Annotated in this window: 20 protein-coding genes and 1 pseudogene; 12 read left to right on the top strand and 9 right to left on the bottom strand. The window is 70.3% G+C overall.

The annotated features are described in order from the left end of the window. Positions 1-71: 71 nt before the first annotated feature. The 3 genes from JOE35_RS07465 to JOE35_RS07455 form a co-directional block, all read right to left on the bottom strand. Positions 72-1109, bottom strand: coding sequence for a hemolysin family protein (locus tag JOE35_RS07465; protein ID WP_209560560.1), 1038 nt, complete (start codon positions 1107-1109; stop codon positions 72-74). Continuing rightward, positions 1106-2548: a hemolysin family protein gene (locus JOE35_RS07460; protein ID WP_209560559.1), complete on the bottom strand. Its 1443-nt coding sequence runs from the start codon at positions 2546-2548 to the stop codon at positions 1106-1108. The genes JOE35_RS07465 and JOE35_RS07460 overlap by 4 nt, the downstream gene beginning before the upstream one ends. A gap of 150 nt (positions 2549-2698) precedes the next feature. Further along, positions 2699-4135, bottom strand: a complete 1437-nt coding sequence (locus JOE35_RS07455) for a GuaB1 family IMP dehydrogenase-related protein (protein WP_209560558.1) — start codon at positions 4133-4135, stop codon at positions 2699-2701. A 123-nt stretch (positions 4136-4258) separates the two neighbouring features. Here JOE35_RS07455 and JOE35_RS07450 point away from each other — a divergent pair, with 123 nt between their 5' ends. Further along, on the top strand, positions 4259-8050 hold the full coding sequence (locus tag JOE35_RS07450) for a multifunctional oxoglutarate decarboxylase/oxoglutarate dehydrogenase thiamine pyrophosphate-binding subunit/dihydrolipoyllysine-residue succinyltransferase subunit (protein ID WP_209560557.1): 3792 nt from the start codon (positions 4259-4261) through the stop codon (positions 8048-8050). A 140-nt stretch (positions 8051-8190) separates the two neighbouring features. Here the strand turns inward: JOE35_RS07450 and JOE35_RS07445 are convergent, their stop codons facing one another. Then, a complete protein-coding gene (locus JOE35_RS07445) occupies positions 8191-8631 on the bottom strand; it encodes a GNAT family N-acetyltransferase (RefSeq protein ID WP_209560556.1) in 441 nt (146 codons plus the stop codon). Positions 8632-8688: 57 nt separating this feature from the next. On the opposite strand from JOE35_RS07445, the gene JOE35_RS07440 reads away from it, so the two are divergent. Then, entirely contained in the window at positions 8689-9132 is a 444-nt protein-coding gene (locus JOE35_RS07440) for a hypothetical protein (protein ID WP_209560555.1), read from the top strand. 37 nt (positions 9133-9169) lie between these two features. Here the strand turns inward: JOE35_RS07440 and JOE35_RS07435 are convergent, their stop codons facing one another. Further along, positions 9170-9412 (bottom strand): zf-HC2 domain-containing protein, encoded by a 243-nt coding sequence (locus JOE35_RS07435; protein ID WP_123546403.1) that lies wholly within the window; start codon positions 9410-9412, stop codon positions 9170-9172. Continuing rightward, positions 9409-10200, bottom strand: coding sequence for a sigma-70 family RNA polymerase sigma factor (locus JOE35_RS07430; protein ID WP_374099700.1), 792 nt, complete (start codon positions 10198-10200; stop codon positions 9409-9411). Before JOE35_RS07430 ends, JOE35_RS07435 begins: the two co-directional genes overlap by 4 nt. A 39-nt stretch (positions 10201-10239) precedes the next feature. Here JOE35_RS07430 and aroA point away from each other — a divergent pair, with 39 nt between their 5' ends. From aroA to JOE35_RS07410, 4 genes are all read left to right on the top strand, one after another. Continuing rightward, positions 10240-11658, top strand: a complete 1419-nt coding sequence (gene aroA, locus JOE35_RS07425) for a 3-phosphoshikimate 1-carboxyvinyltransferase (protein ID WP_209560554.1) — start codon at positions 10240-10242, stop codon at positions 11656-11658. A 7-nt stretch (positions 11659-11665) separates the two neighbouring features. Beyond that, on the top strand, positions 11666-12811 hold the full coding sequence (rsgA, locus tag JOE35_RS07420) for a ribosome small subunit-dependent GTPase A (RefSeq protein ID WP_209560553.1): 1146 nt from the start codon (positions 11666-11668) through the stop codon (positions 12809-12811). Between the two features lie 502 nt (positions 12812-13313). Continuing rightward, positions 13314-14138, top strand: a complete 825-nt coding sequence (locus JOE35_RS07415) for an inositol monophosphatase family protein (RefSeq protein WP_245186442.1) — start codon at positions 13314-13316, stop codon at positions 14136-14138. Positions 14139-14483: 345 nt separating this feature from the next. Then, on the top strand, positions 14484-14633 hold the full coding sequence (locus JOE35_RS07410; protein WP_209560551.1) for a hypothetical protein: 150 nt from the start codon (positions 14484-14486) through the stop codon (positions 14631-14633). Positions 14634-14684: 51 nt separating this feature from the next. Here JOE35_RS07410 and JOE35_RS07405 read toward each other — a convergent pair whose 3' ends face one another. After that, complete coding sequence (locus tag JOE35_RS07405; RefSeq protein WP_192041965.1) at positions 14685-16184, bottom strand: MFS transporter; 1500 nt, start codon at positions 16182-16184, stop codon at positions 14685-14687. Positions 16185-16313: 129 nt separating this feature from the next. Further along, positions 16314-16604 (bottom strand): annotated as a pseudogene (locus JOE35_RS07400) (formaldehyde dehydrogenase, glutathione-independent); the annotation flags it as partial. A gap of 322 nt (positions 16605-16926) precedes the next feature. Between JOE35_RS07400 and JOE35_RS07395 the strand changes: the two are divergent. The 6 genes from JOE35_RS07395 to JOE35_RS07370 are packed head-to-tail and all read left to right on the top strand — an operon-like array spanning position 16927 to position 23967. Continuing rightward, entirely contained in the window at positions 16927-18366 is a 1440-nt protein-coding gene (locus tag JOE35_RS07395; RefSeq protein ID WP_209560550.1) for a polysaccharide biosynthesis tyrosine autokinase, read from the top strand. Positions 18367-18371: 5 nt separating this feature from the next. Beyond that, complete coding sequence (locus JOE35_RS07390) at positions 18372-19004, top strand: low molecular weight phosphatase family protein (RefSeq protein ID WP_209560549.1); 633 nt, start codon at positions 18372-18374, stop codon at positions 19002-19004. Next, on the top strand, positions 19004-19978 hold the full coding sequence (locus tag JOE35_RS07385) for a hypothetical protein (RefSeq protein ID WP_209560548.1): 975 nt from the start codon (positions 19004-19006) through the stop codon (positions 19976-19978). Before JOE35_RS07390 ends, JOE35_RS07385 begins: the two co-directional genes overlap by 1 nt. Beyond that, on the top strand, positions 19978-21765 hold the full coding sequence (locus JOE35_RS07380) for a nucleoside-diphosphate sugar epimerase/dehydratase (protein ID WP_209560547.1): 1788 nt from the start codon (positions 19978-19980) through the stop codon (positions 21763-21765). Before JOE35_RS07385 ends, JOE35_RS07380 begins: the two co-directional genes overlap by 1 nt. A 28-nt stretch (positions 21766-21793) precedes the next feature. After that, complete coding sequence (locus JOE35_RS07375; RefSeq protein WP_209560546.1) at positions 21794-22813, top strand: UDP-phosphate glycosyltransferase; 1020 nt, start codon at positions 21794-21796, stop codon at positions 22811-22813. Beyond that, positions 22810-23967 (top strand): glycosyltransferase, encoded by a 1158-nt coding sequence (locus tag JOE35_RS07370; protein ID WP_209560545.1) that lies wholly within the window; start codon positions 22810-22812, stop codon positions 23965-23967. Before JOE35_RS07375 ends, JOE35_RS07370 begins: the two co-directional genes overlap by 4 nt. Here the strand turns inward: JOE35_RS07370 and JOE35_RS07365 are convergent. Further along, positions 23934-24932, bottom strand: a complete 999-nt coding sequence (locus tag JOE35_RS07365) for a glycosyltransferase family 4 protein (RefSeq protein ID WP_209560544.1) — start codon at positions 24930-24932, stop codon at positions 23934-23936. The two genes, JOE35_RS07370 and JOE35_RS07365, sit on opposite strands and share 34 nt — an antisense overlap. Between the last annotated feature and the right edge of the window lie 47 nt (positions 24933-24979).

Genomic DNA, 24979 nt, shown 5'->3' with positions numbered 1-24979 from the left:
GAGCGGCCCCCACGACGACGACGGCCGCGCCGACCCCGAGGGGCGGCGCGGCCGTCGTCGTCCGTGTGGCCCTACGACCGCCTGGTCGCGTCCTGCACCTCGCCGATCAGCTCCTCCAGGATGTCCTCGAGGAACAGCACGCCCTGGGTGTCGCCCCGCTCGTCGAACGACCGGGCGACGTGGACGCCGCTCCGGCGCATCGTCGCGAGGGCGTCCTCGAGGTCGGTGCCCTGGTAGATCGAGATCAGCTGGCGGATCCGCTTCGGCGGCACCGGGTCGCCGAACTCGTCCTCGGCGAGGTCGATGACGTCCTTGAGGTGCAAGTAGCCCGTCGGGTCGCCGCCGTCGTCGACGAGCACGTAGCGCGAGAAGCCGTTCTGGGCGACGGCCCGCTCGACGTCGCTCGGCGTCGCGTCCTCGGGCAGCGTGACGAGGCCCGACATCGGCACGGCCACGTCGTCGACCGTCTTCTCCGTGAACTCGAACGCCGCCTGGAGCGTGCCGCTGCCGTCGCGGAGGGTGCCCTCGCGCTGCGACTGCGCCACGATCGTGGCCACCTCGTCGACGGTGTAGGCGCTGGCCGCCTCGTCCTTGGGCTCGACGCGGAACGCCCGCAGGACGGCGTTCGCCGACCAGTTCAGCGACACCACGACGACGTGCAGGAGGCGCGCCACGGCCACCAGCGGCGGCGCGAGCAGCAGGGCGGCCTTGTCCGGCAGCGAGAACGAGATGTTCTTCGGCACCATCTCGCCGAGCACGACGTGCAGGAACGACACGAGCAGCAGCGTGATGACGAACCCGACGACGCCCACGAGCTGCTCGCTGAGGCCGGTCAGGCCGAGCGGGCCCTCGAGGAGGTGGTGGATGGAGGGCTCGGACACGTTCAGGATGAGCAGCGAGCAGATCGTGATGCCGAGCTGGGTCGTCGCGAGCATCATGGTCGCGTGCTCCATGGCCCAGAGCGTGGTCTTGGCGGCCCGGCTGCCGGCCTCGGCCTTGGGCTCGATCTGCGACCGACGGGCCGAGATGACGGCGAACTCGGCCGCCACGAAGAACGCGTTGCCCATCAGCAGCAGCACCAGCCAGACGATGCCCCACCAGTCGCTCATCGGGTCGTCTCCTTCTGGCGGGCGTCGACGTCGCGCATCGAGGCGGGCGCGTCCGACCTGCCCGCTCGCTCGGACCGGCTCGCGCGCTCGGCACGGCCGCCGCGCTCGGCACGACCACCGCGCTCCGGCTGCTCGACGACCTCGTCCTCGGGCGTCGGGGTGAACCTGATCCGGTCGATCCGTCGGCCCTCGAGCCGCTCGACGCGGAACGTGCCGGCCTCGGACTCGACGACGTCGCCGACCACGGGCAGGCGCCCGAGCTCGCTCATCACCCAACCGCCGACGGTCTCCCAGGGGCCCTCCTCCGGCACCGTGACCGACGCGCGCTCGAGCAGCTCGTCGGGGCGCAGCAGCCCGGGGAACGTGAGCCAGTTGCGGGAGCGCACGACGTCGACGCGGCTGCGGTCGTGCTCGTCCGACACCTCGCCCACGAGCTCCTCGATCAGGTCCTCCAGGGTGACGACGCCGGCGGTGCCGCCGTACTCGTCGACGACGACCGCCATCTGGTAGCCGCGGCCGCGGACCTCGCCGAGCAGGTTGTCGAGGGTCATCGTCTCGGGCACGCGGACGGCGTCGGTGAGCAGGGCCGAGACGGGCACGTCGGCCCGCTTCTCACGCGGCACCGACACGGCCTGCTTGACGTGGACGAGGCCCACGACGTCGTCGATGCCGTCGTCGGTGACCGGGAACCGCGACAGCCCGGTGCGCCGCGCGAGCTGCAGCACGGTCTCGGCCGAGTCGGTGCGCGTCACCGTCGAGAGCCGCGGACGTGGCGTCATCACGTCGGAGGCGGTGTGGTCGCTGAAGGCCAGGGTGCGCGCCAGCAGGGTCGCCGTGTCGAGGGCGAGGCTGCCCTCGAAGGCCGAGCGGCGGACGAGCGACGACAGCTCTTCGGCAGTCCGTGCGCCGGACAGCTCCTCCTTCGGCTCGATCCCGACGCCGCGCAGGATGGCGTTCGCCGTGTTGTTGAGCAGGGCCACGGCGGGGCGGAACACCGTCGTGAAGCCGACCTGGAACGGGATGACGAGCTTCGCCGTCCGCAGCGGCAGGGCCAGCGCGAAGTTCTTGGGCACGAGCTCGCCGACGATCATCGAGAGCAGGGTCGCCACGACGATCGCGACGACGGGGCCGGCGACGGTGACGACCGGCTCGGGGATGCCGACGCCGAGGAGGGGCGGTGCCAGCAGCCGGGAGATGGCCGGCTCCATCGTGTAGCCGGTCAGCAGCGTCGTCAGCGTGATGCCGAGCTGGGCGCTGGAGAGGTGCGTCGAGGTGATGCGGAGGGCGCCGATGGTCGGCGCGAGCCCCTTCTCCCCCTTGGCCTGACGGGCCTCGAGGTCAGAGCGGTCGAGGTTGACCAACGAGAACTCGCTGGCGACGAAGAGGCCGGTGCCGATCGTGAGGACGATGCCGATCGCGAGCAGGATCCACTCGTTCACGACGACGGAGCACCGCCCCTGGTCACGGGATGGTGGGAGGGTGCAGCGGGCTGAGACGGAGGGTCATCCATAGGGAGGGAATCATATCCGCTGGATGCCGCATCCGTCACCGGTCGACCGGCATCCCGTCACGAGTCGACCAGCAGCTCGTCACCAGCTGACGGGAAGCGCCTTGCCTTCCTCGTAGCCGGCCGCCGACTGGATGCCCACGAGGGCCCGCTCGGCGAACTCGGGCAGGGTGCGGGCGCCCGCGTAGGTGAACGAGCTGCGGACGCCCGAGGTGATCATGTCGAGCAGATCTTCCACACCCGGCCGCAGCGGGTCGAGGTAGATGCGCGACGACGAGATGCCCTCGGCGAAGAGCGTCTTGCGAGCGAGCTCGAAGGGGTCGAGCCGGCCGAAGCGGCCCTGCACGGCCTTGGTCGACGCCATGCCCCAGCTCTCCTTGTAGAGGCCGCGCTCGTCGGTCGCCAGCTCGCCGGGCGCCTCCACCGTGCCGGCGAACCACGAGCCGATCATCACCGACGACGCGCCCGCGGCGAGGGCGAGCGCGACGTCGCGCGGGTAGCGCACGCCGCCGTCGGCCCAGACGTGCGCGCCGAGCGAGCGGGCGGTCGCCGCGGTCTCGAGCACGGCGGAGAACTGGGGGCGGCCCACGGCGGTCATCATCCGGGTGGTGCACATCGCCCCGGGGCCGACGCCGACCTTGATCACGTCGGCGCCCGCGCCCACGAGGTGGCGCACCGCCTCCTCGGTGACGACGTTCCCGGCGACGATCGGCAGGCCGAGCTCGGCGGCGGCCACCTTCTTGACCGCGGCCACCATGCCGTCCTGGTCGCCGTGCGCGGTGTCGAGCACGAGCACGTCGACGCCGGCCGCGGCGAGCGCGCGGGCCTTCTGCTCGACGTCGCCGTTGATGCCGACCGCTGCGGCGACCCGGAGGCGGCCGTCCCGGTCGAGCGCGGGCTGGTAGATCGTCGAGCGGAGCGCGCTCTTGCGGCTCACCGTGCCGACCACCTGGCCGTGCCGCAGCACGGGCGCGAAGTCGATCTCGGCGGCGACCATGCGGTCGAAGGCGGCGCGCGGCGAGTCGACGTCGTCCGCGTCGAGCGAGGTCAACGCGCCGTGCAGCAGGTCGCCGAGCACGGCGTCGCGGGGCGCGGTGGCCAGGCGCGAGGCGGCGATGCAGCCGAGGAAGGCGCCGTCGGAGTCGTGCAGCACGATGCCGTGCCCCTCGACGGCGGGCACGCGGGTCAGCGCGGCGGCGACGGTCTCGCCCGGGTCGAGCGACCACGGAGTGTCCCACTCGACCGGCTGCGACTTGACCCAGCGGATCGCCGCGTCGAGCTCCTGCAGCGGCATGTCCTGCGGGAGGACGCCGAGGCCGCCGCGGCGGGCGAGGGTCGCGGCGAGGCGGGGGCCGGTCACCGAGTTCATGTTGGCCGAGACGATCGGGACCGTCGCGCCCGTGCCGTCGCCCGGCACCAGCGAGACGTCGAGCCTGCTGGTCACCGACGAGCGGCTGGGCACCAGGAACACGTCGGAGTACGTCAGGTCGTGGGTCGGCGTCGTCTCGTAGAACCTCATGGCTCAACGGTAATCCCTGCGGGTCGTCGGGACGCGGCCAGGCGGACGTTGTTAAGCTGGTCAACGGCGGGCGCCGCTGCCCGCCGTGACATCGAACGATCAACGGAGAGTGGGCGATCGGCTGTGACGAGCCACGTGACGGGAACGACCGACGAGGGTGCCTTCGGGGCCAACGAGTGGCTGGTCGACGAGCTCTACGAGAAGTGGGTGGTCGACAAGTCCGCGGTCGACGAGTCGTGGTGGCCCGTCCTCGAGGCGTACAAGCCCTCAGGCGGCGCCGACGCTGCGACATCCGCGTCCGCGTCCGCCGATGCGCCTGCTCCCGAGCAGGCGACCGGCGGCCAGGCCCAGGTCCCCGACGAGGTGACCGGCGCACCCGGCGAGAACGAGCCCGCGGCGCCTGCCCCGGCACCGGCTGCCCCGGCCGGCAAGAAGGCCGCCAAGACCACCTCGGTCGAGCCGTCCGAGAAGCCCATCCCGGCCGAGTCGCCCGCCAAGGCCCCGGAGAAGCCCCGCACCAGCACCGAGCCCGCGCCGGAGCCCGAGGCGACGGTCGCCCCCCTGCGCGGCATGGCGAAGTCGCTCGCCACGAACATGGACGCGAGCCTCAGCGTCCCTACCGCCACCAGCGTCCGCACCGTCGCGGCCAAGCTGATGATCGACAACCGCATCGTCATCAACAACCACCTGAAGCGCGCCCGGGGCGGCAAGGTCTCGTTCACGCACCTCATCGGCTGGGCGCTCGTCCAGGCCCTGAAGGAGTTCCCGAGCCAGAACGTCTTCTACGACGAGGTCGACGGCAAGCCGTCGGTGGTCACGCCCGCGCACATCAACCTCGGGCTCGCGATCGACATCCCCAAGCCCGACGGCACCCGCGCCCTGCTCGTCCCCGGCATCAAGAAGGCCGACGAGATGACCTTCGCCGACTTCCTGTCGGCCTACGAGGACGTCGTCCGCCGTGCCCGCGACAACAAGCTGACCGCGGCCGACTTCCAGGGCAACACGATCTCGCTGACGAACCCGGGCGGCATCGGCACGGTCCACAGCGTGCCGCGCCTGATGAAGGGCGCGGGCTCGATCATCGGCGCCGGCGCGCTCGACTACCCCGCCGAGTTCCAGGGCACCTCGTCGAAGACGCTCGTCGAGCTGGGCATCGGCAAGACGGTCACGCTCACGAGCACCTACGACCACCGCGTCATCCAGGGCGCCGGGTCGGGCGAGTTCCTCAAGAAGGTCAACGAGCTGCTGATCGGGCAGCGCGGCTTCTACGAGCAGATCTTCGCGGCGCTCCGCATCCCCTACGAGCCCATCCGCTGGAACCCCGACATCAACGTCAACCTCGCCGAGCGCGTGGGCAAGACGGCCCGGGTGCAGGAGCTGATCAACAGCTACCGGGTCCGCGGCCACCTGATGGCCGACATCGACCCGCTGCAGTACCGCCAGCGCAGCCACCCCGACCTCGCGATCGAGAGCCACGGCCTCACCTTCTGGGATCTCGACCGCGAGTTCGTCACGGGCGGCCTCGGCGGCCACACCTCGGCCCTGCTGCGCGACATCCTCGGCATCCTCCGCGACTCGTACTGCCGCACCATCGGCGTCGAGTACATGCACATCCAGGACCCCGCGCAGCGCGCCTGGGTGCAGCAGCACGTCGAGGTGCCCTACGTGAAGCCGTCGCACGACGAGCAGATGCGCATCCTCGCGAAGCTCAACGAGGCCGAGGCCTTCGAGACGTTCCTGCAGACCAAGTACGTCGGCCAGAAGCGCTTCAGCCTCGAGGGCGGCGAGTCCGCCATCGCCCTGCTCGACACCGTCATCCAGCAGGCGGCCCGCGAAGAGCTCGAGGAGGTGGCGATCGGGATGGCGCACCGTGGCCGTCTCAACGTCCTCACCAACATCGCCGGCAAGACGTACGGCCAGATCTTCCGCGAGTTCGAGGGCACGCAGGACCCGCGCACGGTCCAGGGCTCCGGCGACGTCAAGTACCACCTGGGCACCGAGGGCGAGTTCACGAGCGCCACGGGCGAGACGATCCCGGTCTACATCGCCGCGAACCCGTCGCACCTCGAGGCCGGCGACGGCGTGCTCGAGGGCATCGTCCGCGCCAAGCAGGATCGCGGGCCCAAGGGCGTCTTCGGCACCCTGCCGATCCTCATCCACGGCGACGCGGCCATGGCCGGCCAGGGCGTCGTGGTCGAGACGCTGCAGATGTCGATGCTGCGCGGCTACCGCGTGGGCGGCACGATCCACGTCGTCATCAACAACCAGGTCGGCTTCACCACTCCCCCGTCCGAGTCGCGGTCGTCGATCTACTCGACCGACGTCGCGAAGACGATCCAGGCGCCGGTGTTCCACGTCAACGGCGACGACCCCGAGGCCGTCGCCCGGGTCGCCGAGCTGGCGTTCTCGTACCGCCAGCAGTTCAAGCGCGACGTCGTCGTCGACCTGATCTGCTACCGCCGCCGCGGGCACAACGAGGGCGACGACCCCTCGATGACCCAGCCGTTGATGTACAACCTGATCGAGGCCAAGCGCAGCGTCCGCACCCTCTACACCGAGGCCCTCGTCGGCCGCGGCGACATCACGCAGGAGGAGTACGACGGCGCGCACCGCGACTTCCAGGACCGCCTCGAGCGCGCCTTCCAGGAGACGCACGCGGCGCAGACCGGCTCGATGCCCGTCATCACCGACGACGGCGGGGACGTCGACGACCTCGAGCGGCCGAGGTCGCAGCGGGACGACACCTCGGGCGAGCCCGAGAGCACCGGCGTCGAGCTCGACCTGATCCACGCGATCGGCGACGCGCACGACAACCCGCCGGAGGGCTTCTCCGTGCACCCCAAGCTCTCGCAGCTGCTCAAGAAGCGCGTCGACATGAGCCGCAACGGCGGCATCGACTGGGCCTTCGCCGAGCTGCTCGCCATGGGCTCGGTCCTCACCGAGGGCACGCCGGTGCGCCTCGCCGGCCAGGACAGCCGCCGCGGCACCTTCGTGCAGCGCCACTCGGTGCTGCACGACCGGGAGAACGGCCAGGAGTGGCTGCCGCTGCAGAACATCACCGACGACCAGGCGAACCTCTGGATCTACGACTCGCTGCTGAGCGAGTACGCGGCGATGGGCTTCGAGTACGGCTACTCGGTCGAGCGGGCCGACGCGCTCGTGATGTGGGAGGCGCAGTTCGGCGACTTCAGCAACGGCGCGCAGACCATCATCGACGAGTTCATCTCGAGCGCCGAGCAGAAGTGGGGACAGCGCTCGAGCGTCGTCCTGCTGCTGCCGCACGGCTACGAGGGCCAGGGGCCCGACCACTCGTCGGCCCGCATGGAGCGGTTCCTCCAGATGTGCGCGGAGGACAACATGACCATCGCGCGCCCCTCGACCCCCGCCTCCTACTTCCACCTGCTGCGCCGCCAGGCGTACGCGCGCCCCCGCCGACCGCTGGTGGTGTTCACGCCCAAGGCGATGCTGCGCCTCCGGGGCGCGACGAGCGGTGTCGACGCGTTCACGAGCGGCCGGTTCGAGCCGGTGCTCGACTGCACCCGCGTCCAGGACCCGTCGGCGACGAAGCGGATCGTGCTGCACTCCGGCAAGATCCACTACGACCTCTCGGCCGAGCTCGACAAGCGCGGCGTGCAGGACGACATCGCGCTCGTCCGCCTCGAGCAGCTCTACCCGCTGCCGCTCGAGCGCATCCGCGAGGTGCTGTCGCGCTACCCCTCGGCCGAGATCGTCTGGGCCCAGGAGGAGCCGGAGAACCAGGGCGCCTGGCCGTTCGTCGTGCTCGAGCTGCAGAAGCACCTCGACCGCCGGATCACGGTCGCCTCGCGTCCTGCGTCGGCCTCGCCGGCTGCGGGCTCGACCAAGGCGAGCGCGGCGCAGCAGGCCGAGCTGATCGCGGCGGCGCTCACGCTGTAGCGCCCGGCTGGCCAGGCGGGCCCGCTGCCCGACTGGGAAAGCGACGCGAGAGCGACGAACCGACGTGGAACATCACGTCGGTTCGTCGCTCTCGCGTCGCTTCCGTGTCCGTGTTGTTGCGCGAACGGCGTCCGCGCGGGTCAGACGAGCTTCGAGTAGCGGACGCCGGCCTCGTGGTAGCCGCGCTTGCGGTAGAAGCGGTGGGCCGAGTCGGTGGCGGCGGCCGAGACGGCCTCGAGGGTGCGTGCGCCGTGGCCGCGCGACCACTCCTCGAAGTGCTGCAGGAGGTGCGAGCCGGTCCCGTCTCGTCGGGCCGCCTCCCCGACGACCAGCAGCAGCAGCTGCGCGGTCGGCGCGTCGGCGTTGTAGGCCCAGCGCACGTGGGCGCCCGCGACGGCGACCACGCGACCGTCGTCGCCGCGCACCACCCAGGTCTCGTGCCCCGCGGCGGCGGTGAGGTGCGACAGGCGGGCCGAGAGCACCTCGGCGTCGAGCGAGTGGCCGAGCAGCCCGATGAGGGCCACCAGGTCGTCGAGGTCGTCGGACGTCGGGCTGGCGAGGAGCTCCACCGTGGCGGTCATGCCACGACGCTAGCGCAGGTCGACGACGCGTGACGTCGGACGATAGGGTCGACGACCATGGGTCTCTTCACACGGAACTCGACACCCGAACAGCACGTCGCCGACGAGGCGTCCCGCTTCGTCAAGTCGGTCGCGAAGGGCGGGCACCGCGACGACGCGGCCTCGCTCGACTTCAGCCCGGGCTCCGTCGGCACGCTCGACGCCGTCATCGCCCGCCACCGCGGCGACGTGGACGCCGATGGGGTGCCCGACGCGGTCTCGCTCGGCGCCGCCTGTTACTTCTTCGAGACTGTGCGCCGCGAGTACGGCGGCCGGCTCTGCTCCGGCACCGGCAACGACCCGCTCGTGCTGGTCGTCGGCGAGCCCGACTTCATGCTCTGCGTCCCGGCCGTGTCGAAGGTCGTGCAGCGCACGGGCGACGCGGGCGACCCCTCCTTGCAGCTGCTCTGGGACGACGTCGTCGCGCACGCGGCACGTCGCGAGGACGCGACGCTGAGCTGACGGGCCAGCTCCCCAGGCGCCGAACGGGCTCTGCGGGCTAGTGCGAGGCCTGCAGGTCGCGGATCCGCGCGAGCACGGTCGAGCGCAGGTCTTCGGGGGCCGTCTCCTTGCAGGCGCGCTGCACCGCCTCCGTCAGCACGATGCCGACCTTGTGCTCGCCGGAGCAGTCGGCACAGGTGGCCATGTGCTCCCGGATGTCGGCGGCGTCCTCACGGCAGAGCTCGTCGTGCAGGAACTCCTCGAGCTCGGCCTTCGCCTTGTCGCAACCGCAGTCGGTCATTTGGTGCTGCCCTTCGATGTCGTGCCGGCCGGCACCGCGATCCCTCGGTCGCGGGCGTAGTCGGCGAGTAGTCCCCGCAGCAGTCGGCGGCCGCGGTGCAGGCGGCTCATCACCGTGCCCACGGGCGTCTTCATGATGTCGGCGATCTCCTGGTACGAGAACCCCTCGACGTCGGCGAAGTAGACCGCCATGCGGAAGTCCTCCGGCACCTTCTGCAGCGCGTCCTTGACGGCGCTGTCCGGCAGGTGGTCGATCGCCTCGGCCTCGGCCGAGCGGGTGGAGCCGGAGGTGCGGGTCGCCGACTCGGCACCGCCCATCTGCCAGTCCTCGAGCTCGTCGATGGTGCCCTGGTAGGGGTCGCGCTGCTTCTTGCGGTACGTGTTGATGAACGTGTTGGTCTGGATCCGGTACAGCCAGGCCTTGAGGTTGGTGCCCTGCTGGAACTGCCGGAACGCGGCGAACGCCTTGACGAACGTCTCCTGCACGAGGTCGGAGGCGTCGGCCGGGTTGCGCGTCATGCGCATGGCCGCCGCGTAGAGCTGGTCCATGAACGGCAGGGCCTGCTCCTCGAAGAGGCCGCGCAGATCCGGTTCGCCCTCGTCCGAGGTCTCGACGGCCTCGATCGCCTCGACTGTCGCTGCGGCGACGGCGTCGCCGTCGCCCGCCTCGACGGGGTCGGGTGCGGTCGCGCTGGTCGCGGGGGTGGGCTCGTCGCCCTCGGGGGTGATCATCACGGCCGATTCTAGTTCGGCCACGGTGATCCGCCTCGGTGCAAGTGCTGTGGGCACGCGTCCTCCAGGTCGTCGCTGCATTACCCTGGTGAACCGATGCAGGTGTACAGGTATTCCGGGCCCGAGTTCTCTCCCTACGACGACGGCGGCGTTCCGCCCACGGTCGACGACGGGCGCTGGGTCGCGCCGCGCGCCGCGGGCCCCCTCCGCGCCTCCTTGTCGCTGCCGGGGTCGAAGTCGCTGACGAACCGCGAGCTGGTGCTCTCGGCCCTGGCCGACTCCCCCTCGACGCTGCGGGCTCCCCTGCACTCGCGCGACACCTCCTTGATGATCGACGCACTGCGGGCACTCGGCACGACGATCGACGAGCTCGAGTCGGGCGAGCCGTTCGGCCCCGACCTCGTCGTCACGCCCGGCGAGCTCACGGGCGGCGCGACGGTCGACTGCGGTCTCGCGGGCACCGTCATGCGGTTCCTGCCGCCGGTCGCGGCACTGGCCCTCGGCCCCATCACCTTCGACGGCGACGAGGCCGCTCGACGTCGCCCGATGCGCGCGACCCTCGACTCCCTGCGGGCCCTCGGCGTCGACGTGTCGGACGACGGCCGCGGCTCGCTGCCGTTCAGCCTGTACGGCACGGGCGAGGTCGAGGGAGGCGAGGTCGAGATCGACGCGTCCGCCTCCAGCCAGTTCGTGTCCGGCCTGCTGCTGTCGGCGCCGCGGTTCTCGCAGGGGCTGACGCTCCGCCACACGGGCGAGGTGCTGCCGAGCACGCCGCACATCGAGATGACGATCGACGCGCTCGCCCAGCGCGGCGTGGCCGTCGCGACCCCTGAGCCCGGCGTCTGGGAGGTGCCGCCCACGGCGATCGCCGGGCGCGAGCTGACCATCGAGCCCGACCTCTCGAACGCGGCCCCCTTCCTCGTCGCGGCCCTGGTGGCCGGCGGCACCGTCTCGATCTCGCGCTGGCCGGCCGAGACGACGCAGGTCGGGGCCGACCTGATCGAGCTGCTGCCGCTCTGGGGCGCCACCGTCTCGCTGGTCGACGGCGTGCTGACCGTCGACGGCGGCGACGGCCTCGTCGGCGGCGGGTCGCTGCCCGGCGTCGACGTCGACCTGTCCCGCGGCGGCGAGCTCGCCCCGGCCCTCGTCGCCCTGGCCGCCCTCGCCTCCGGCCCGAGCACCATCACGGGCATCGGGCACCTGCGCGGGCACGAGACCGACCGCCTCGCGGCCCTCGCCAGCGAGATCTCGGCCCTCGGCGGCCTCGTCACCGAGCTCGACGACGGCCTCCGCGTCGAGCCGTCGCCGCTGCACGCCGGCCAGTGGCGCACCTACGGCGACCACCGCATGGCCCACGCCGCGGCGATCATCGGCCTCGCCGTCGACGGCGTCGAGCTGGACGACGTCCGCGTCGTCTCGAAGACGCTGCCGCAGTTCGTCGACCTGTGGGACGACCTGCTCGGCCGCCGCGTCGTCGAGCGCCCGGCCGACATCGACCTGCTCGGGTTCCTGTAGGCCCCCGGTGAGCTGGTGGAGCGACGGCGACGACGCCGCAGACGACGAGGCCTGGGGCCAGTACGACGAGAGCTCGGTGCGGCAGCGCCCGAACCCGAAGGCCAACCGGCCGCGCACCAAGCAGCGGCCCGCGTACGCGAACGCCGAGGAGGGGGTGGTCTGGACCGTCGACCGCGGCCGCTACGGCGTGCTGATGGACGCCGGCACCCCCGACGAGCGTGAGATCACGACCGCGCGTGCCCGCGAGCTCGGCAAGAAGAGCGTCGTCACCGGCGACCGCGTGGGCGTCGTCGGCGACACGAGCGGCGCGGAGGGCTCGCTCGCCCGCATCGTCAAGGTGCAGGAACGGACGACGCTGCTGCGCCGCAGTGCCGACGACAGCGACGCCGTGGAGCGCGTCATCGTGGCCAACGCCGACCAGATGCTGATCGTCGTCGCCGCGGCCGACCCCGAGCCGCGCCCCCGGCTCGTCGACCGCTACATGGTCGCCGCCTTCGACGCGGGGGTCGAGCCGATCCTCTGCATCACGAAGACCGACCTCGCCGACCCCGCACCGTTCGCGGCCCACTTCTCGTGCCTCGACCTGCGGATCGTGACGACCACCTCCACGTCGTTCGACCCCCTGCCCGACGGCTCGCCGTCGCCGGTGCTCGACGAGCTGCGCGAGCTGCTCGACGGGCACGTGACGGTGACGGTAGGCCACTCGGGCGTCGGAAAGTCGACGCTCGTCAACGCCCTGACCGGGTCGCAGCGCGAGGTCGGCGTCGTCAACGCGGTGACCGGGCGCGGGCGGCACACGTCGTCGTCGACCGTCTCGTTCAAGGTGCCGAGCGGCGGCTGGATCGTCGACACGCCCGGCGTCCGATCGTTCGGGCTCGGGCACGTCGACCCGGAGAACATCCTCCGGTCGTTCGCGCGGCACGCCCACCCCTCCGAGAAGCCCTCGCGCGACGGGATCCCGCTGGCCGAGGCGCACGACTGGGAGATCGTCGACCGAGTCGAGGCCGGCGAGCTCGGCGACGTCGGCCGTGAGCGGCTCGCCTCGCTGCAGACGCTGCTCGCCTCGAAGGGCGGCGTCAGCGGCCGCGAGCAGGCCGCCCGCGACGAGGACGCCCGCTCGGACGAGCAGCCGCCGCCTCCGCCGTCGCGCTAGCCGACCCGCCGCCGCCGGTGCGGTCGCGGTCGCCGGTGGGTCGGTACCGCAAATGCCGACCGCGCACCCTGCAACAACCGGATTTCCCTGTTCTGCAGCAGCCCGTGCCGACTCCCGGTCGGCATATGTGTCAGCCGTCCCCGGCCACACCGCAAATGCCGACCGCGCGCCCTGCAAGAACCGGATTTCCGGGTTTTACAGCAACCTAAGTGGCCTCCTGGTCGGCATGTGCGGGCTGCTTTCTCAAATTTGAGAGTGATCTGCAGGCGGCCGAACCGATTCACGCGGGAGGCGGGGCGCAGGAAGCAGGATCACTCTCGCTTTGTGATGCACGCCCCCGAGAAGTGACCGACGGGCGACCCAGACACGAGGAGGCGCGGTGCCTGCCGGGCGCGCTCGGTACGCTGGCAGCGTGACCGACCCGACCCGCGCCTCCTCGTCCGACGCCGACACGAGCTCGGCGGGCGCCACGGCCGACGACGGCGCCCGCTGGGCCGCCGACCTGCGTCTCGCCCTCACGCTCGCCGATGCGGCGGACGCGATCAGCACCGAGCGCTACCGCTCCGCCGACCTGCACGTGTCGCTCAAGCCCGATCGCACGCACGTCACCGACGCCGACCAGGCCGTCGAGCGGGCCATCCGCGCCGGAGTGGAGTCCGAGCGCCCCGGCGACTCCTTCTACGGCGAGGAGTACGGGGACGACGCAGCCGGGGACGACGCAGCTGGCGACCGCACCGCACGCGCCCACGCGGCCCCCCGCCGCCAGTGGATCGTCGACCCGATCGACGGGACGGCGAACTTCCTCCGGGGCGTCCCCGTCTGGGCGACCCTCATCTCGCTGGTCGTCGACGGCGTCCCCGTGCTCGGCGTCGTCAGCGCTCCGGCCCTCGGCCGCCGCTGGTGGGCCAGCACGGGCGGCGGGGCGTTCTCGTCCGAGCACGGTGCCGCTCCCCTGCGCGTCTCGGGCGTCCGCGACCTCGCCGACGCGTCGCTGAGCTACAACGGCCTCGAGTACTGGCGCGAGGCGGGCCGGCTCGAGCAGCTGCTCACGCTGACCGACCAGGTCTGGCGCACGCGCGCCTACGGAGAGTTCTGGTCGTACGTCCTCGTCGCCGAGGGAGCCCTCGACGTCGCGGGCGAGCTCGGCCTCGAGCCGTACGACATGGCGGCGCTGATCCCGATCGTCGAGGAGGCGGGCGGCACGTTCACGAGTACCGACGGCGAGCCAGGGCCGTGGCACGGCAGCGCACTCGCGACGAACGGCCTGCTGCACGACGCCGTCCTCGCATTCGTCCGCCTGCATCCCGCGTCCGTCCCCCACCCCTGACCCCATGCACGAGCGCCCACGAGCGCGGGCACGATCGCGCCCGCGCCCGCGCCGGGCATCGAGTTGCCCCGAAACGTCGCCATGACCGGCCGCGAGCAGCACTTCGGGGCAACTCGACGCCGACGCACGACCTCATCCGCCCGGAGTAGGCGCAGGACGAGAACCGGTCCTTTCGGTTGACGCTGACGACACACCCTCTCGGCTTGACTGGCCGCAGGCAGTCGCCGCACCCCGGAGGGGTCCCGTCCCACGACGGGTGAGCGTGCCAGGAGCCTCGCGGTCCGTCGTCACCTCGACGGGCCGCGGCGGCCCCGCCAACCAGACCGTCTCGCAGAGGAGCCCACCATGTCCGTCGTCACCGCCGCCTCCGTCGCCGCCGCCCACACGAGCACGATCACCCGCGTCGACCCTGCCGCCGTCGACCTGCCCCGCACGCTCGCCGTCGACATCACGGCCTGGCTCGACGCCGCGGCCGCGCAGTCCCCCGCCGCGTAGTCGCGCCAGGCCAGATCGGGCCAAACCCGGCCGGGTCAGGCCGCGCCTCCCCTAGGAGGCGTCGGCCGCCTCCCCCACCCGCCCCTGCTTCCGCGCCCGCAGGTCGAGCAGCGCCAGCACGAGCGCTCCCGCCACCAGGGCGATGGTCACCAGGAACCCGCTGCGGTACGCCTCGTGGTAGATGTCGAGGGTCGAGCCCTCGCTGCGTCCGGCGATCACCGAGTAGAAGGTCGAGACCGCCGCAGCCGTGCCGATCGCGGTGCCGGCGCGCTGGCCGACCTGGCCCATGGAGCCGGCCACTCCGCCCATCTCGACCGGCACCTCCGCCAGGGTCAGGGTCTGGTTCGGCGAGATGACGAAGCCTCCGCCGGTGCCGGCGACGAGCATGCCGCCCGCCATCGCCCACGGCGTGTACTCGGGCGGGGTGAGCGTCGCGGCCAGCAGCAGCACGACGAAGCCGACTCCGACGAGCACGAGGCCGAGCACGACGAGGCTGCGGCCGTACTTCTCGACGATGCGTCCGCCGTAGAACGCGGCGACAGCGCTGGTGAGAGCGAACGGGATGGTCACCATGCCCGCGTAGACGGGCTCGAGGCCGAGCCCCTGCTGCAGGAAGAGCGTCGTGAGCAGGAACGTCGCAGGCAGCGCGCAGAAGTAGACGGTCGCGATGAGCGTGCCGTTGCGGTACGACGCGAGCGAGAACAGCGAGAAGTGCACGACCGGCGACTTGCCGCGGGCCTTGTAGCGCTGCTCCCACCAGACGAAGAGGGCGCCGAAGCCAGCGAAGCCCACCAGGAACAGCCAGCGCAGCGGGTCATCGCCCTGGCCGGTGGTCAGCACGAACGGCAGCATCAGGGTGAGGATCGTCAGCCCGAGCAGCACGATGCCCATCAGGTCGAGCTCGTTGTGGCCGCTCGGCGCCGTCGAGGTGCGGGGCAGCAGCTTGAGGGCGAAGACGATGGCGACGATGCCGAGCGGCACGTTCATCCAGAACAGGAGGCGCCAGCCGTCCTGGGCGCCGCCCACCGCGATGAGCAGACCGCCGATGGTCGGGCCGAACGCGGTCGAGACGCCGATGACCGCGCCGAACAGGCCGAACGCCCTGCCGCGCTCGCGCCCCTGGAACAGCTGCTGGATCAGGCCGAGCACCTGCGGCATCTGGATGCCGGCGGCGACGCCCTGCAGGATCCGCGCGGCGACGAGCAGCTCGACCGTGGGGGCGATCGCGCAGAGCACACTGGCCACGGTGAACGAGCTGAGGCCGATGACGAACATCAGGCGCCGCGACTTGAGGTCGCCGAGGCGTCCCGACGGCACGAGCGACAAGCCGAAGGCCAGGGCGTAGCCGGCGACGATCAGCTGCAGCGCGGTCGGTCCGGCGCCGAGCGACGCCTCGATGCTCGGCAGCCCCACGTTGACCTTCGACAGGTCGAGGATCGTCAGGGCCGCCACCCCCACGCAGACCCAGAAGGCCTGCCACTTCTGGCGCTCGTCGTACCCCGACGACGAGGAGGAGGTGGGCACGGAGGAGGTGTCGGGCGCGTTCGTCATGGAGATTCCGTCATACACCCCTTGCAGCGACTGCACCCCCTGCGAGGGCGAAGCCGGCGCTGACGGGCCGAGCCGCGCCTCCTCGGGTCTCGGTCTCGAGATCGAGGAGGCACGGCGCGGCATCGCCCGCTAGGCCACCTTGATGTAGTCGTTCGGGTTCAGGACGTACTTCGTGGCCGCGCCCTTGTCGAACTCGGCGTAGCCGCGCGGGGCGTCCGCGAGGCTTATCGCCTGCGCGTGCACGTTCTTCGCGATGCTCGTGCGGTCGTGCAGGATCGCCATCATCAGCTGCCGGTTGTACTTCATCACCGGGCACTGGCCCGTGGTGAACGACAGCGACTTGGCCCAGCCGGTGCCGAGGCTGAGCGAGAGCGAGCCCTTCTGGGCGGCGGCGTCGATGCCGCCCGGGTCACCGCAGGCCCGGTACGCGGCCGGGACCCGCGAGATCCTCGAGTCGTTCTTCGCCGGTCGCGCGATCCGCCCCGAGTACCTGATCGTCGAGGGCGGCGCCTACGCCGGGACGGGGGCTCACAGCTACCAGAACCAGGGCTAGCCGCTCGGTCGAGAAAAAAGATACCGGCTGGTCTCTTACCCACACATGATGTGCAAGTATTGAGGACGACCCAGGTTCCGCTCGGTCGCAGTCGTGCCCGTAGGGGGGCGGGGCCTCGCGGAGCCGCTCCGAGGTCGTCTGGGGGATCAGTACTTCACGCCCGGCGGCCCTACGAACAGGACCCGCCGCGTGGAACTGCGTGACTACATCCGAATCCTCCGCAAGGGCTGGATCCTCATCGCCGCGCTGACGCTCGCGGGCGTCGCCGCCGGAGCGCTGTCGTCCATCCTCGCGACCCCGACGTACGTGTCGTCGACGCGCCTGTTCGTCTCCGTCCAGTCAGCAGACTCGGCGACGACGGGCGACGCAGTGCAGGGCAGCAGTGCCGCCCAGCAGAAGGTGCGCTCGTACGTCGACGTCGTCACGAGCAACAGCGTGCTCGATCCTGTCATCGAGGGTCTCGGCCTGAACACGACTGCCGCCGAGCTCGCCTCGCGCATCACGGCGGACTCTCCGCTCAACACCGTGCTGATCAACATCACGGTCACCGACACCGACGCCCAGCAGGCGGCCGACATCGCCAACGCGGTCGGCGCCTCCCTGACCCAGGTGGTCGTCGAGGAGCTCGAGATGCCGACCGACGGAGGCGCGAGCCTGGTCAAGATCGCCACGATCGTCCCCGGTTCGGTCGCCTCGGCACCCGCCACCCCGCGCACCACGCTGAACCTCGGCCTCGGCCTGCTCGTCGGGCTCGCACTGGGCGTCGGAGCAGCCGTGCTGCGGAGCACGCTCGACACGCGCATCCACGGCTCGCACGACGTCGAGCTCATCACCGACGCCCCGATCGTCGGCGGCATCAGCTTCGACCCTGGTGCGAAGAAGAACCCGCTGATCGTGCACGTCGACCCGCGGAACCCTCGCGCCGAGTCGTTCCGCACCCTCCGCACCAACCTGCAGTTCGTCAACGTCGAGTCGGGCAGCCGGTGCTTCGTCGTGACGTCGTCCCTGCCCGGCGAGGGCAAGACGACCACCACGGCCAACCTCGCCGTGGCCCTGGCCGAGACCGGCGCGACCGTCGCCGTCGTCGACGGCGACCTTCGCCTGCCGCGCCTCGCCGACACCCTCGGCCTCGAGGGCGTCGTGGGCCTCACCGACGTGCTCATCGGCCGTGCCGACCTGCAGGACGTCCTCCAGGCCTGGGGCCGCGGGACGATGTACGTGCTGCCCGCCGGTCGCGTTCCCCCGAACCCGAGCGAGCTGCTCGGCTCGAAGGCCATGATCGCCCTGCTCGAGTCGCTCAACGCGTCCTTCGACTACGTCTTGATCGACGCACCGCCGCTGCTGCCCGTGACCGACGCCGCGATCCTCAGCAAGCTGACAGGCGGCGCGATCGTCGTCTCGGCGGCAGGGCGCACGACCCGCAACGAGCTGCAGTCGGCCCTGCGGAACCTCGAGCACATCGGCAGCAAGGTGCTCGGAATCGTGCTCACCATGCTGCCCACCAAGGGACCGGACGCCTACGGCTACGGCAACTACGGCGCGTACTACGGCATGGAGCAGGACACCCCCGAGGCCGGCATCGGCGACCTGCCTGCCGCGCCGAAGACGCGCTCGCGCTCGGCGAGGTAGTTGCCGTGAGCCTGTTCTCCCCCCGAGGGGCCCCGACCGGCTTCTCGCTGCTGACCGTTTGCACCGGCAACATCTGTCGCAGCCCCCTGGCCGAGCTGTACCTGCGCCGCGGCCTCGCCGACCTCGACGACGTCGTCGTCTCGAGCGCCGGCACGATGGCGGTCGACGACGACGTGATGCCCGACCAGGCTCGTGCCCTCGCCCGCTCCTACGACCTCGAGCCCGACGACCACCGGGCCCGCTTCCTCTTCGAACGCGACGTGCGCTCGGCCGACCTCGTCATCGCCCTCGCTCGGGAACACCGCCGCGCGGTCGTGTCCATGCACCCTCGTGCGAGCCGGTACACCTTCACGATGCGCGAGGCCGCCCGGCTGGCCGAGGGCGTGACGGACGCCGAGCTCGCAGCGGTGATGCCCTTGGTCGGCTCCCCCGTCGCCGACCGGCTCCGTGCCGCCGTCGTGCTGCTGGCCTCGCGGCGGGGCACGGTCCCCGCCCCCGAGGACGCGATCGACGACGACGTCGTCGACCCCTACCGGCGTTCGGACGAGACGTTCGCCGAGTCGGGACGCCAGCTCGTGCCCGCCGCCGACGTCGTCCTCGATCTGCTGCGCCGTGCGGCCGCGAGCGGGAACGCCTGATGCCCGACGCACGCCGGAAGCGCGGCCAGCGAGCCAGCACCCGTCGCCGCCTCGCCGTCCTGGGGATCGCCGCGTTCCTGCTCGTCGACGTCGGACTGATCGCCGTCGCCGTGACTCGGGAGCCTGCCGGTCTCGCCGCGGACCGCGAACCCTCCGCCCTCCAGCCGTCGAGCCCCGCCGAGGAGTCGACGGCACCCGTCGCCCCGACTCCCTCGGCGACGCCGACATCGGCCGCCGCCGTACAGCCCACGCGTCTGCTGTCCGCAGTCGACGGCGACACCGCATGGCGTGGCGAGGTGGGCACCTGCACGCCGGGCACGGACACCGCCGAGCTGTCCCTGGAGACGACGACCACAGGAGGCGCGGACTGGTCCTCGACGTCCGTCGCGACGAACGTCGGGCTGGCGGGCATCGACCGCCTCCAGGCCGCCGACGCTGCCACGGTCTTCGTCGTGGGGCCCGCGGGCGCGACCTGCGCACCGGCGTTCGCCCAGACCTTCTCGGGAGGTGCCGAGTTTGGCGACTACCCCGACCGCCTCGCCGCCGCCTGGTACGTCACGCGCACGGACACGGACACCGTCCACTCCCCCTCGGGCGACCACGCTGCTCCCTGCCCCGTGATCGACCTCGCGGTGGTCAGCGACACCCGCGCGGGTGTCCTCTGCGGCGACGGGACGCTGCACCGCACCGTCGACGGCGCGACCACGTGGGACGCCGGCGCCTTCGTCGAGGGCGCACTGGCCGTCACCGCCGACGCCGGCGAGTATCTCGTGGCCTCGGGCGGGTCCGTCGGCTGCGACGGCGTCGCCGTCGCGTCGGTCGGCGACACATCTACTGAACCCGCACGTGTGGGATGCGCACCAACGACGGCCGGTGCCCCCGGGTCCGTCGCGATCTCTGCCGGAGCAGGCTCGCTCTGGCTCTGGGCCGCAGACGCGGTCCTTGTCTCCGCTGACGGCGGAAGGACTTGGTGATGAACCCGAATACATCTTCCCCGCGTAGTAGGACTGCCCTACAGGTCGGTCTGGACGCGATCGCGTGGGTGCTCGCGGTGACTACCGCGGTGTCACTGCGATATGACTTTGCTTACGAGAACGTCACGTGGTGGGCCGTCTCGGGCGTCACGCTGGTGATCGTCCTCATCAGCGCAATGGCCGGGTTCGCGACCGGTCTATATCGGCGCCGGTTCGTACCCGGTAGCTTCGCCGAAGTGCGCGCTCTCGTGGTAGCGGTGGTCTCGACCGGTATCGTCGTCGGCGTGCCGGTGCTCGTCGTCGGGACGGAGATCATGGTGGCCCGCAGCACTGTTTTCATAGCGATGCCGCTCGCCTTCGTCCTCATGGGCGCTCTGCGCTACGTGGCTCGGCTGTATGTGGAGAGCCAGCACCGACCCGGCGAGGACGCGCAGCCCACTCTGATCTTCGGCGCCGGGCGTCTCGCGAACCACCTGATCAGGCGGATGCTGACAGACCCGACATCGCCGTACCTGCCTGTCGGCCTGATCGACGACGACCCGGAGAGGGCTGGCCTGCGGATCGAGGGTGTGCGCGTCCTGGGCACCCGCCGCGAGCTCGTCGACGCCGCACAACGAAGCGGTGCTGAGGCCATCATCGTGGGCGTGGCCAAGGCCGACGCGCCCCTGTTGCAGGAACTGGCCGACCTCACGGCGGAGGCAGGACTCCGTCTCATGGTGCTGCCGCTGCTCGACGAGATCCTAGAGGGCAAGTCGCGCCTCGGGGACGTTCGCGACATCGCCATCGAGGACATCATCGGCCGGCACCCCGTCGATACCGAGGTCGAGTCGATCGCGGGCTACCTGCAGGGCAAGAAAGTTCTCGTCACCGGCGCCGGAGGCTCCATCGGCAGTGAACTGTGCCGCCAGATCATGAAGTTCGCGCCGGACGAGCTGATCATGCTCGATCGTGACGAGACCGGTCTCCAGCAGTCACAGCTGTCGATCTCAGGCAACGGCCTGCTCGACACGAAGGAAGTGGTGCTCGCCGATATCCGGGACCCGGAGGCACTGCGGGTGATCTTCGAGGAACGTCGACCCGAAGTCGTCTTCCATGCGGCGGCACTCAAGCACCTGCCCATGCTCGAGCAGTACCCCGACGAAGCATGGAAGACCAATGTGCTCGGGACACAGAACGTGCTGGACGCCAGCAAGGCCGTCGGGGTGACGACTTTCGTCAACATCTCGACGGACAAGGCGGCGAACCCGACGAGCGTACTGGGGCACTCCAAGCGCCTCGCCGAGCGTCTCACGGCATGGACTGCAGATGAGACGGGTTCCCGGTACCTCTCAGTCCGTTTCGGCAACGTCCTCGGCAGTCGCGGCTCGATGCTGCCCGTCTTCACGGCGATGATCGAGGCCGGTGGGCCCCTGACCATCACGCACCCCGACGTGACGCGCTTCTTCATGACGATCCCGGAAGCCTGCCATCTCGTCGTTCAGGCCGGCGGCATCGGCTCACCTGGCGAAGTCCTGATCCTGGACATGGGAGAGCCCGTCAAGATCCTCGACATCGCCGAGCGCATGATCGCCATGTCCGGCCGCGACATCGGCATCACGTTCACCGGGCTACGCGACGGCGAGAAGCTCCACGAAGAGCTCGTGGGCAACGGTGAGTCCGACAACCGGCCCGCCCACCCCAAGATCTCCCACACCATCGTCCCGCCGCTGTCCGTCCTCGAGCTCAGCGACATAAAAGCTTCGTCGTCCGTGTGGCGATCGCTGGCCCTTCTCCCTGGAGATCGTTGAGCGTGGCCGGTCCTCGTCCGGGTGCATCGTGATCTCAGACAAGATCCTGCTCGCAGCAGTCATCACGGTCGCTGTCGGCCTCTTCATGCCGTTTGCCGTTCGACCTTTGCTCACGCGCTTCACAGTGATCGACCTGCCCAGCGCCCGCTCTTCGCACGTGCGCCCCGTCCTGAGAGGCGCTGGGGTGGCCGTGGCAGCGGCACTCGTCGCTGGCTTGCTCGTGACCCTGGCAACCGGTGGCGCGGGTGGCACCGGTGGATCCTTCACCTTCCTCGTGCTCACGACAGTCATCCTCACGGCGGGTCTCGGTTTCGCTGAGGACGCACATGGCGTGCCCATCGGTGGACGGCTGATCGCGCAACTCCTCATCGGAGGGCTTGTGGGCGGCTGGTTGGTGCTCTTGTCCGGCCAGGTCCTGTTCCTCCCTATCGCCGTCATCGTCGTACCCGTCCTCGTCAACGTGGCCAACTTCATGGACGGCGTCGACAACTTGAGCGGCATGGTCCTCGTCGCCTTCGGGGTCGCCCATGTCATCCTCGCCGCGATGACGGATGCAGCTCCCGACACGCTGGCAGCGGCCGGCGCGGTGGCGGCGGCGGCCGGACTCGGGTTCCTGCCATGGAACAACGGACACCACAAGATGTTCCTGGGTGACTCTGGCAGCTACCTCATCGGGGGCGCGATGAGCGTCATCACGCTAGGTGCGCTGGCAGCAGGAGCACCGCTCCTCGCCGTTCTGGGACCGGTCGCCGTCTACCTCGCGGACACGGCGTACACCTTGCTCAGCAGGGTGCTGCGCGGAGAACGCTGGCATGAATCCCATCGCCAGCACAGGTATCACCTTCTCGAGGACCTTGGTTGGTCGCACATAAGCATCGCCGCGTTCGTCTGCGGCACCACGGCCCTGACCTCGACCCTCGGCGTGCTGAGCGCCGTGGGTGGAGTCGGCGCCGTCCTGTGCGCCGTCGCGATGGCGGTCGTGTGCACCGCATACGTCGCCCTGCCGCGAATGCTTCGAAGCCGACGACCGAACGAGGTTGCCCGATGAACGCGGTCGAGGGATCGAAGGGGCACATCCTGTTCATCTCGACCACGGATCGGTCGGTCCATTCGCAGCTGCGCGGACAACTGGGCCACCTGCGCAGCACCGGGTGGCATTGCACGCTCGTCACGACCGATACGGGGATCGCACGTCGCATCGCCGACGAGGAAGACGTGTGCCTCGTGCCCCTCACGATGCGGCGATCTCCGTCGCCTGTGAGGGATGTTGTGGCGTTCTTCAAGATAGTCCGGGTGCTTCGTCGGAAGAGACCCGACGTCGTCGTGTACGGCACTCCCAAGGCCTCCATGCTCGGCGCTGCGGCAGCTTTGGTCGCCCGTGTGCCGAGACGCATCTACTTCCTCTACGGCCTCCGCTTGGAGACCACGACTGGCTTTGCTCGACGCGCCCTCACAGCCATCGAACGGTTCGTCATCGGAGCATCCACGGACACGCTGAGCGTTGGGTCGGGCCTCGTCGAGGCAGCGTCACACGCGGGGCTGCCCCCGAGACGAATGACAGTCCTCGGTCGTGGTTCTGCGAACGGGGTTGACGTCCAGCATTACCGTGACAGGGCTGCTCAGGAGCGCGCATCGCGCGTCAAGAGGACTGGGCAGGGCGTCGTGGGCTTCGTCGGGCGCCTGACGTCCGACAAGGGCATCGACCAGCTCCTCCTCGCCGTGGACTCATTGCGCCGCCGGGGTGCAGATGTGGAACTCCTCCTCATCGGCCCTGACGAGGGCACCCAACAACTGCCTGCTCGCGCCCAACACCTCCTGGGCCAGAGTTGGGTACGTGTCGCTGGCAACGTAGCGGACACGGCGCCATGGTACGGACGCATGGACGTCCTTTGCCTCCCCTCGCTACGAGAAGGGCTCCCTACCGTCATCCTCGAGGCGGCGGCCGCTGGCACACCTGTGGTGGTAACGGATTTCACGGGCGCCGCCGACGTAGTCCAGAACGGTGTCACGGGCACCATCGTGCCCATCGGTGACGTCGCGGCTCTCGCTTCCGGGATCGAGCGTTCGCTGACTGGCAGTGAGCCCGACTCTGGCTTTGCCGAAGCTGCTCACCGTGCGGTTCTCGAGCATTTCGACACGTCCGTCATTTGGCCGTTGTTGGACGAGTTCTACTCTGAGCGTCCGACGGCCACATCACGATAGAGGGCCAGGTGTCCGTCGATCATGGACTCAGTCGAGAATCGCATTCGCGCCACTGGCACGTGCTCTGCCCACCGCCGCGCTGCGGTCTGGTAGTCACCGAGCGTGCTACGGACAATCTCTGAATAAGACCTTCGGTCATCAGCAGACGGCGCCGGCCATGCTTCGGGGATCTGCTCACGCATGCCGCCGACGTCGTACGACGCCACGGGCAGCGCGGCCAGCGCTGCCTCTGTTACGACGGTCGAAAGTGCCTCTGTCCTAGAAGGCAGCATCAAGAGGTGAGCTTCGTCCATCTCACGCCCCAGAGCTTCTCTCCCCCTAGGTCCGAGGAAGCGAACACGATCGAGGACGCCGAGAGAAGTGGCGAGTGCTTCCAGCTCACCCCGAAGAGTCTCCCTCTGAGAGACGATGCGCAATTCTGCATCCCAGCCCTGGACAAGGACTTCCTTCAGCTCCTCGATGGCCTGGTGGACACGTTTCAACTCGATCAGCTGGCCCACGTAGAGGAGGACCCACCGCTCGCCAGGTGCGGGTGCTGTTCGTTCACGAGCTGTGAAGCTGTCAGACCGCACCCCGTTGTAGAGCACGGACACCTTGGCCGACGGGACCACACCAGCCAGACGACGCCGCTCCTGCTCGCTCGAGACCACGACCCGCGTGCTGTTCGCGTACGTCTGCCGCAACACGATCCTGTGGTGCAGGGGAACCTGCTTCGTCGCGTGTCGGGAGAAGACAATAGGTCGCTGGCTCGGCAGCAACATGCGGACACAAGAATTGGCCAAGTGGTGGAGGTGCACTACGTCGAAGCCAGACCAGTCGTCATAGTACGCGTGACCGCGTTGCTCGACGTCGACGCCGCGTTGACGAAGACCGTCGTAGAGGATCGTCTCTGTTGTCTCCTGAAGCTTCTCAGACCGGAAGTCCTCGGACATGGCAAAGATGCCGGAGACCAACAAAACCCTCATAGTGCGACCCTATCTTGACGAAGCGGAAGGCCGCGACGTTCGACCAG

Origin of the sequence: Frigoribacterium sp. PvP032, assembly GCF_017833035.1 — a bacterium.
Classification (GTDB): domain Bacteria; phylum Actinomycetota; class Actinomycetes; order Actinomycetales; family Microbacteriaceae; genus Frigoribacterium.
Note: the sequence above shows the minus strand (reverse complement) of the source record. Positions and strands in the feature narration are given on the sequence as shown.

Coding starts and splice junctions, on each gene's coding strand:
- JOE35_RS07455 (WP_209560558.1), bottom strand. CDS start 4,135: ATGAGGTTCTACGAGACGACGCCGACCCACGACCTGACGTACTCCGAC.
- JOE35_RS07385 (WP_209560548.1), top strand. CDS start 19,004: ATGCCCGACGCACGCCGGAAGCGCGGCCAGCGAGCCAGCACCCGTCGC.
- JOE35_RS07365 (WP_209560544.1), bottom strand. CDS start 24,932: ATGAGGGTTTTGTTGGTCTCCGGCATCTTTGCCATGTCCGAGGACTTC.
- aroA (WP_209560554.1), top strand. CDS start 10,240: ATGCAGGTGTACAGGTATTCCGGGCCCGAGTTCTCTCCCTACGACGAC.
- JOE35_RS07440 (WP_209560555.1), top strand. CDS start 8,689: ATGGGTCTCTTCACACGGAACTCGACACCCGAACAGCACGTCGCCGAC.
- JOE35_RS07445 (WP_209560556.1), bottom strand. CDS start 8,631: ATGACCGCCACGGTGGAGCTCCTCGCCAGCCCGACGTCCGACGACCTC.
- JOE35_RS07410 (WP_209560551.1), top strand. CDS start 14,484: ATGTCCGTCGTCACCGCCGCCTCCGTCGCCGCCGCCCACACGAGCACG.
- JOE35_RS07370 (WP_209560545.1), top strand. CDS start 22,810: ATGAACGCGGTCGAGGGATCGAAGGGGCACATCCTGTTCATCTCGACC.
- JOE35_RS07380 (WP_209560547.1), top strand. CDS start 19,978: ATGAACCCGAATACATCTTCCCCGCGTAGTAGGACTGCCCTACAGGTC.
- JOE35_RS07405 (WP_192041965.1), bottom strand. CDS start 16,184: ATGACGAACGCGCCCGACACCTCCTCCGTGCCCACCTCCTCCTCGTCG.
- JOE35_RS07435 (WP_123546403.1), bottom strand. CDS start 9,412: ATGACCGACTGCGGTTGCGACAAGGCGAAGGCCGAGCTCGAGGAGTTC.
- JOE35_RS07465 (WP_209560560.1), bottom strand. CDS start 1,109: ATGAGCGACTGGTGGGGCATCGTCTGGCTGGTGCTGCTGCTGATGGGC.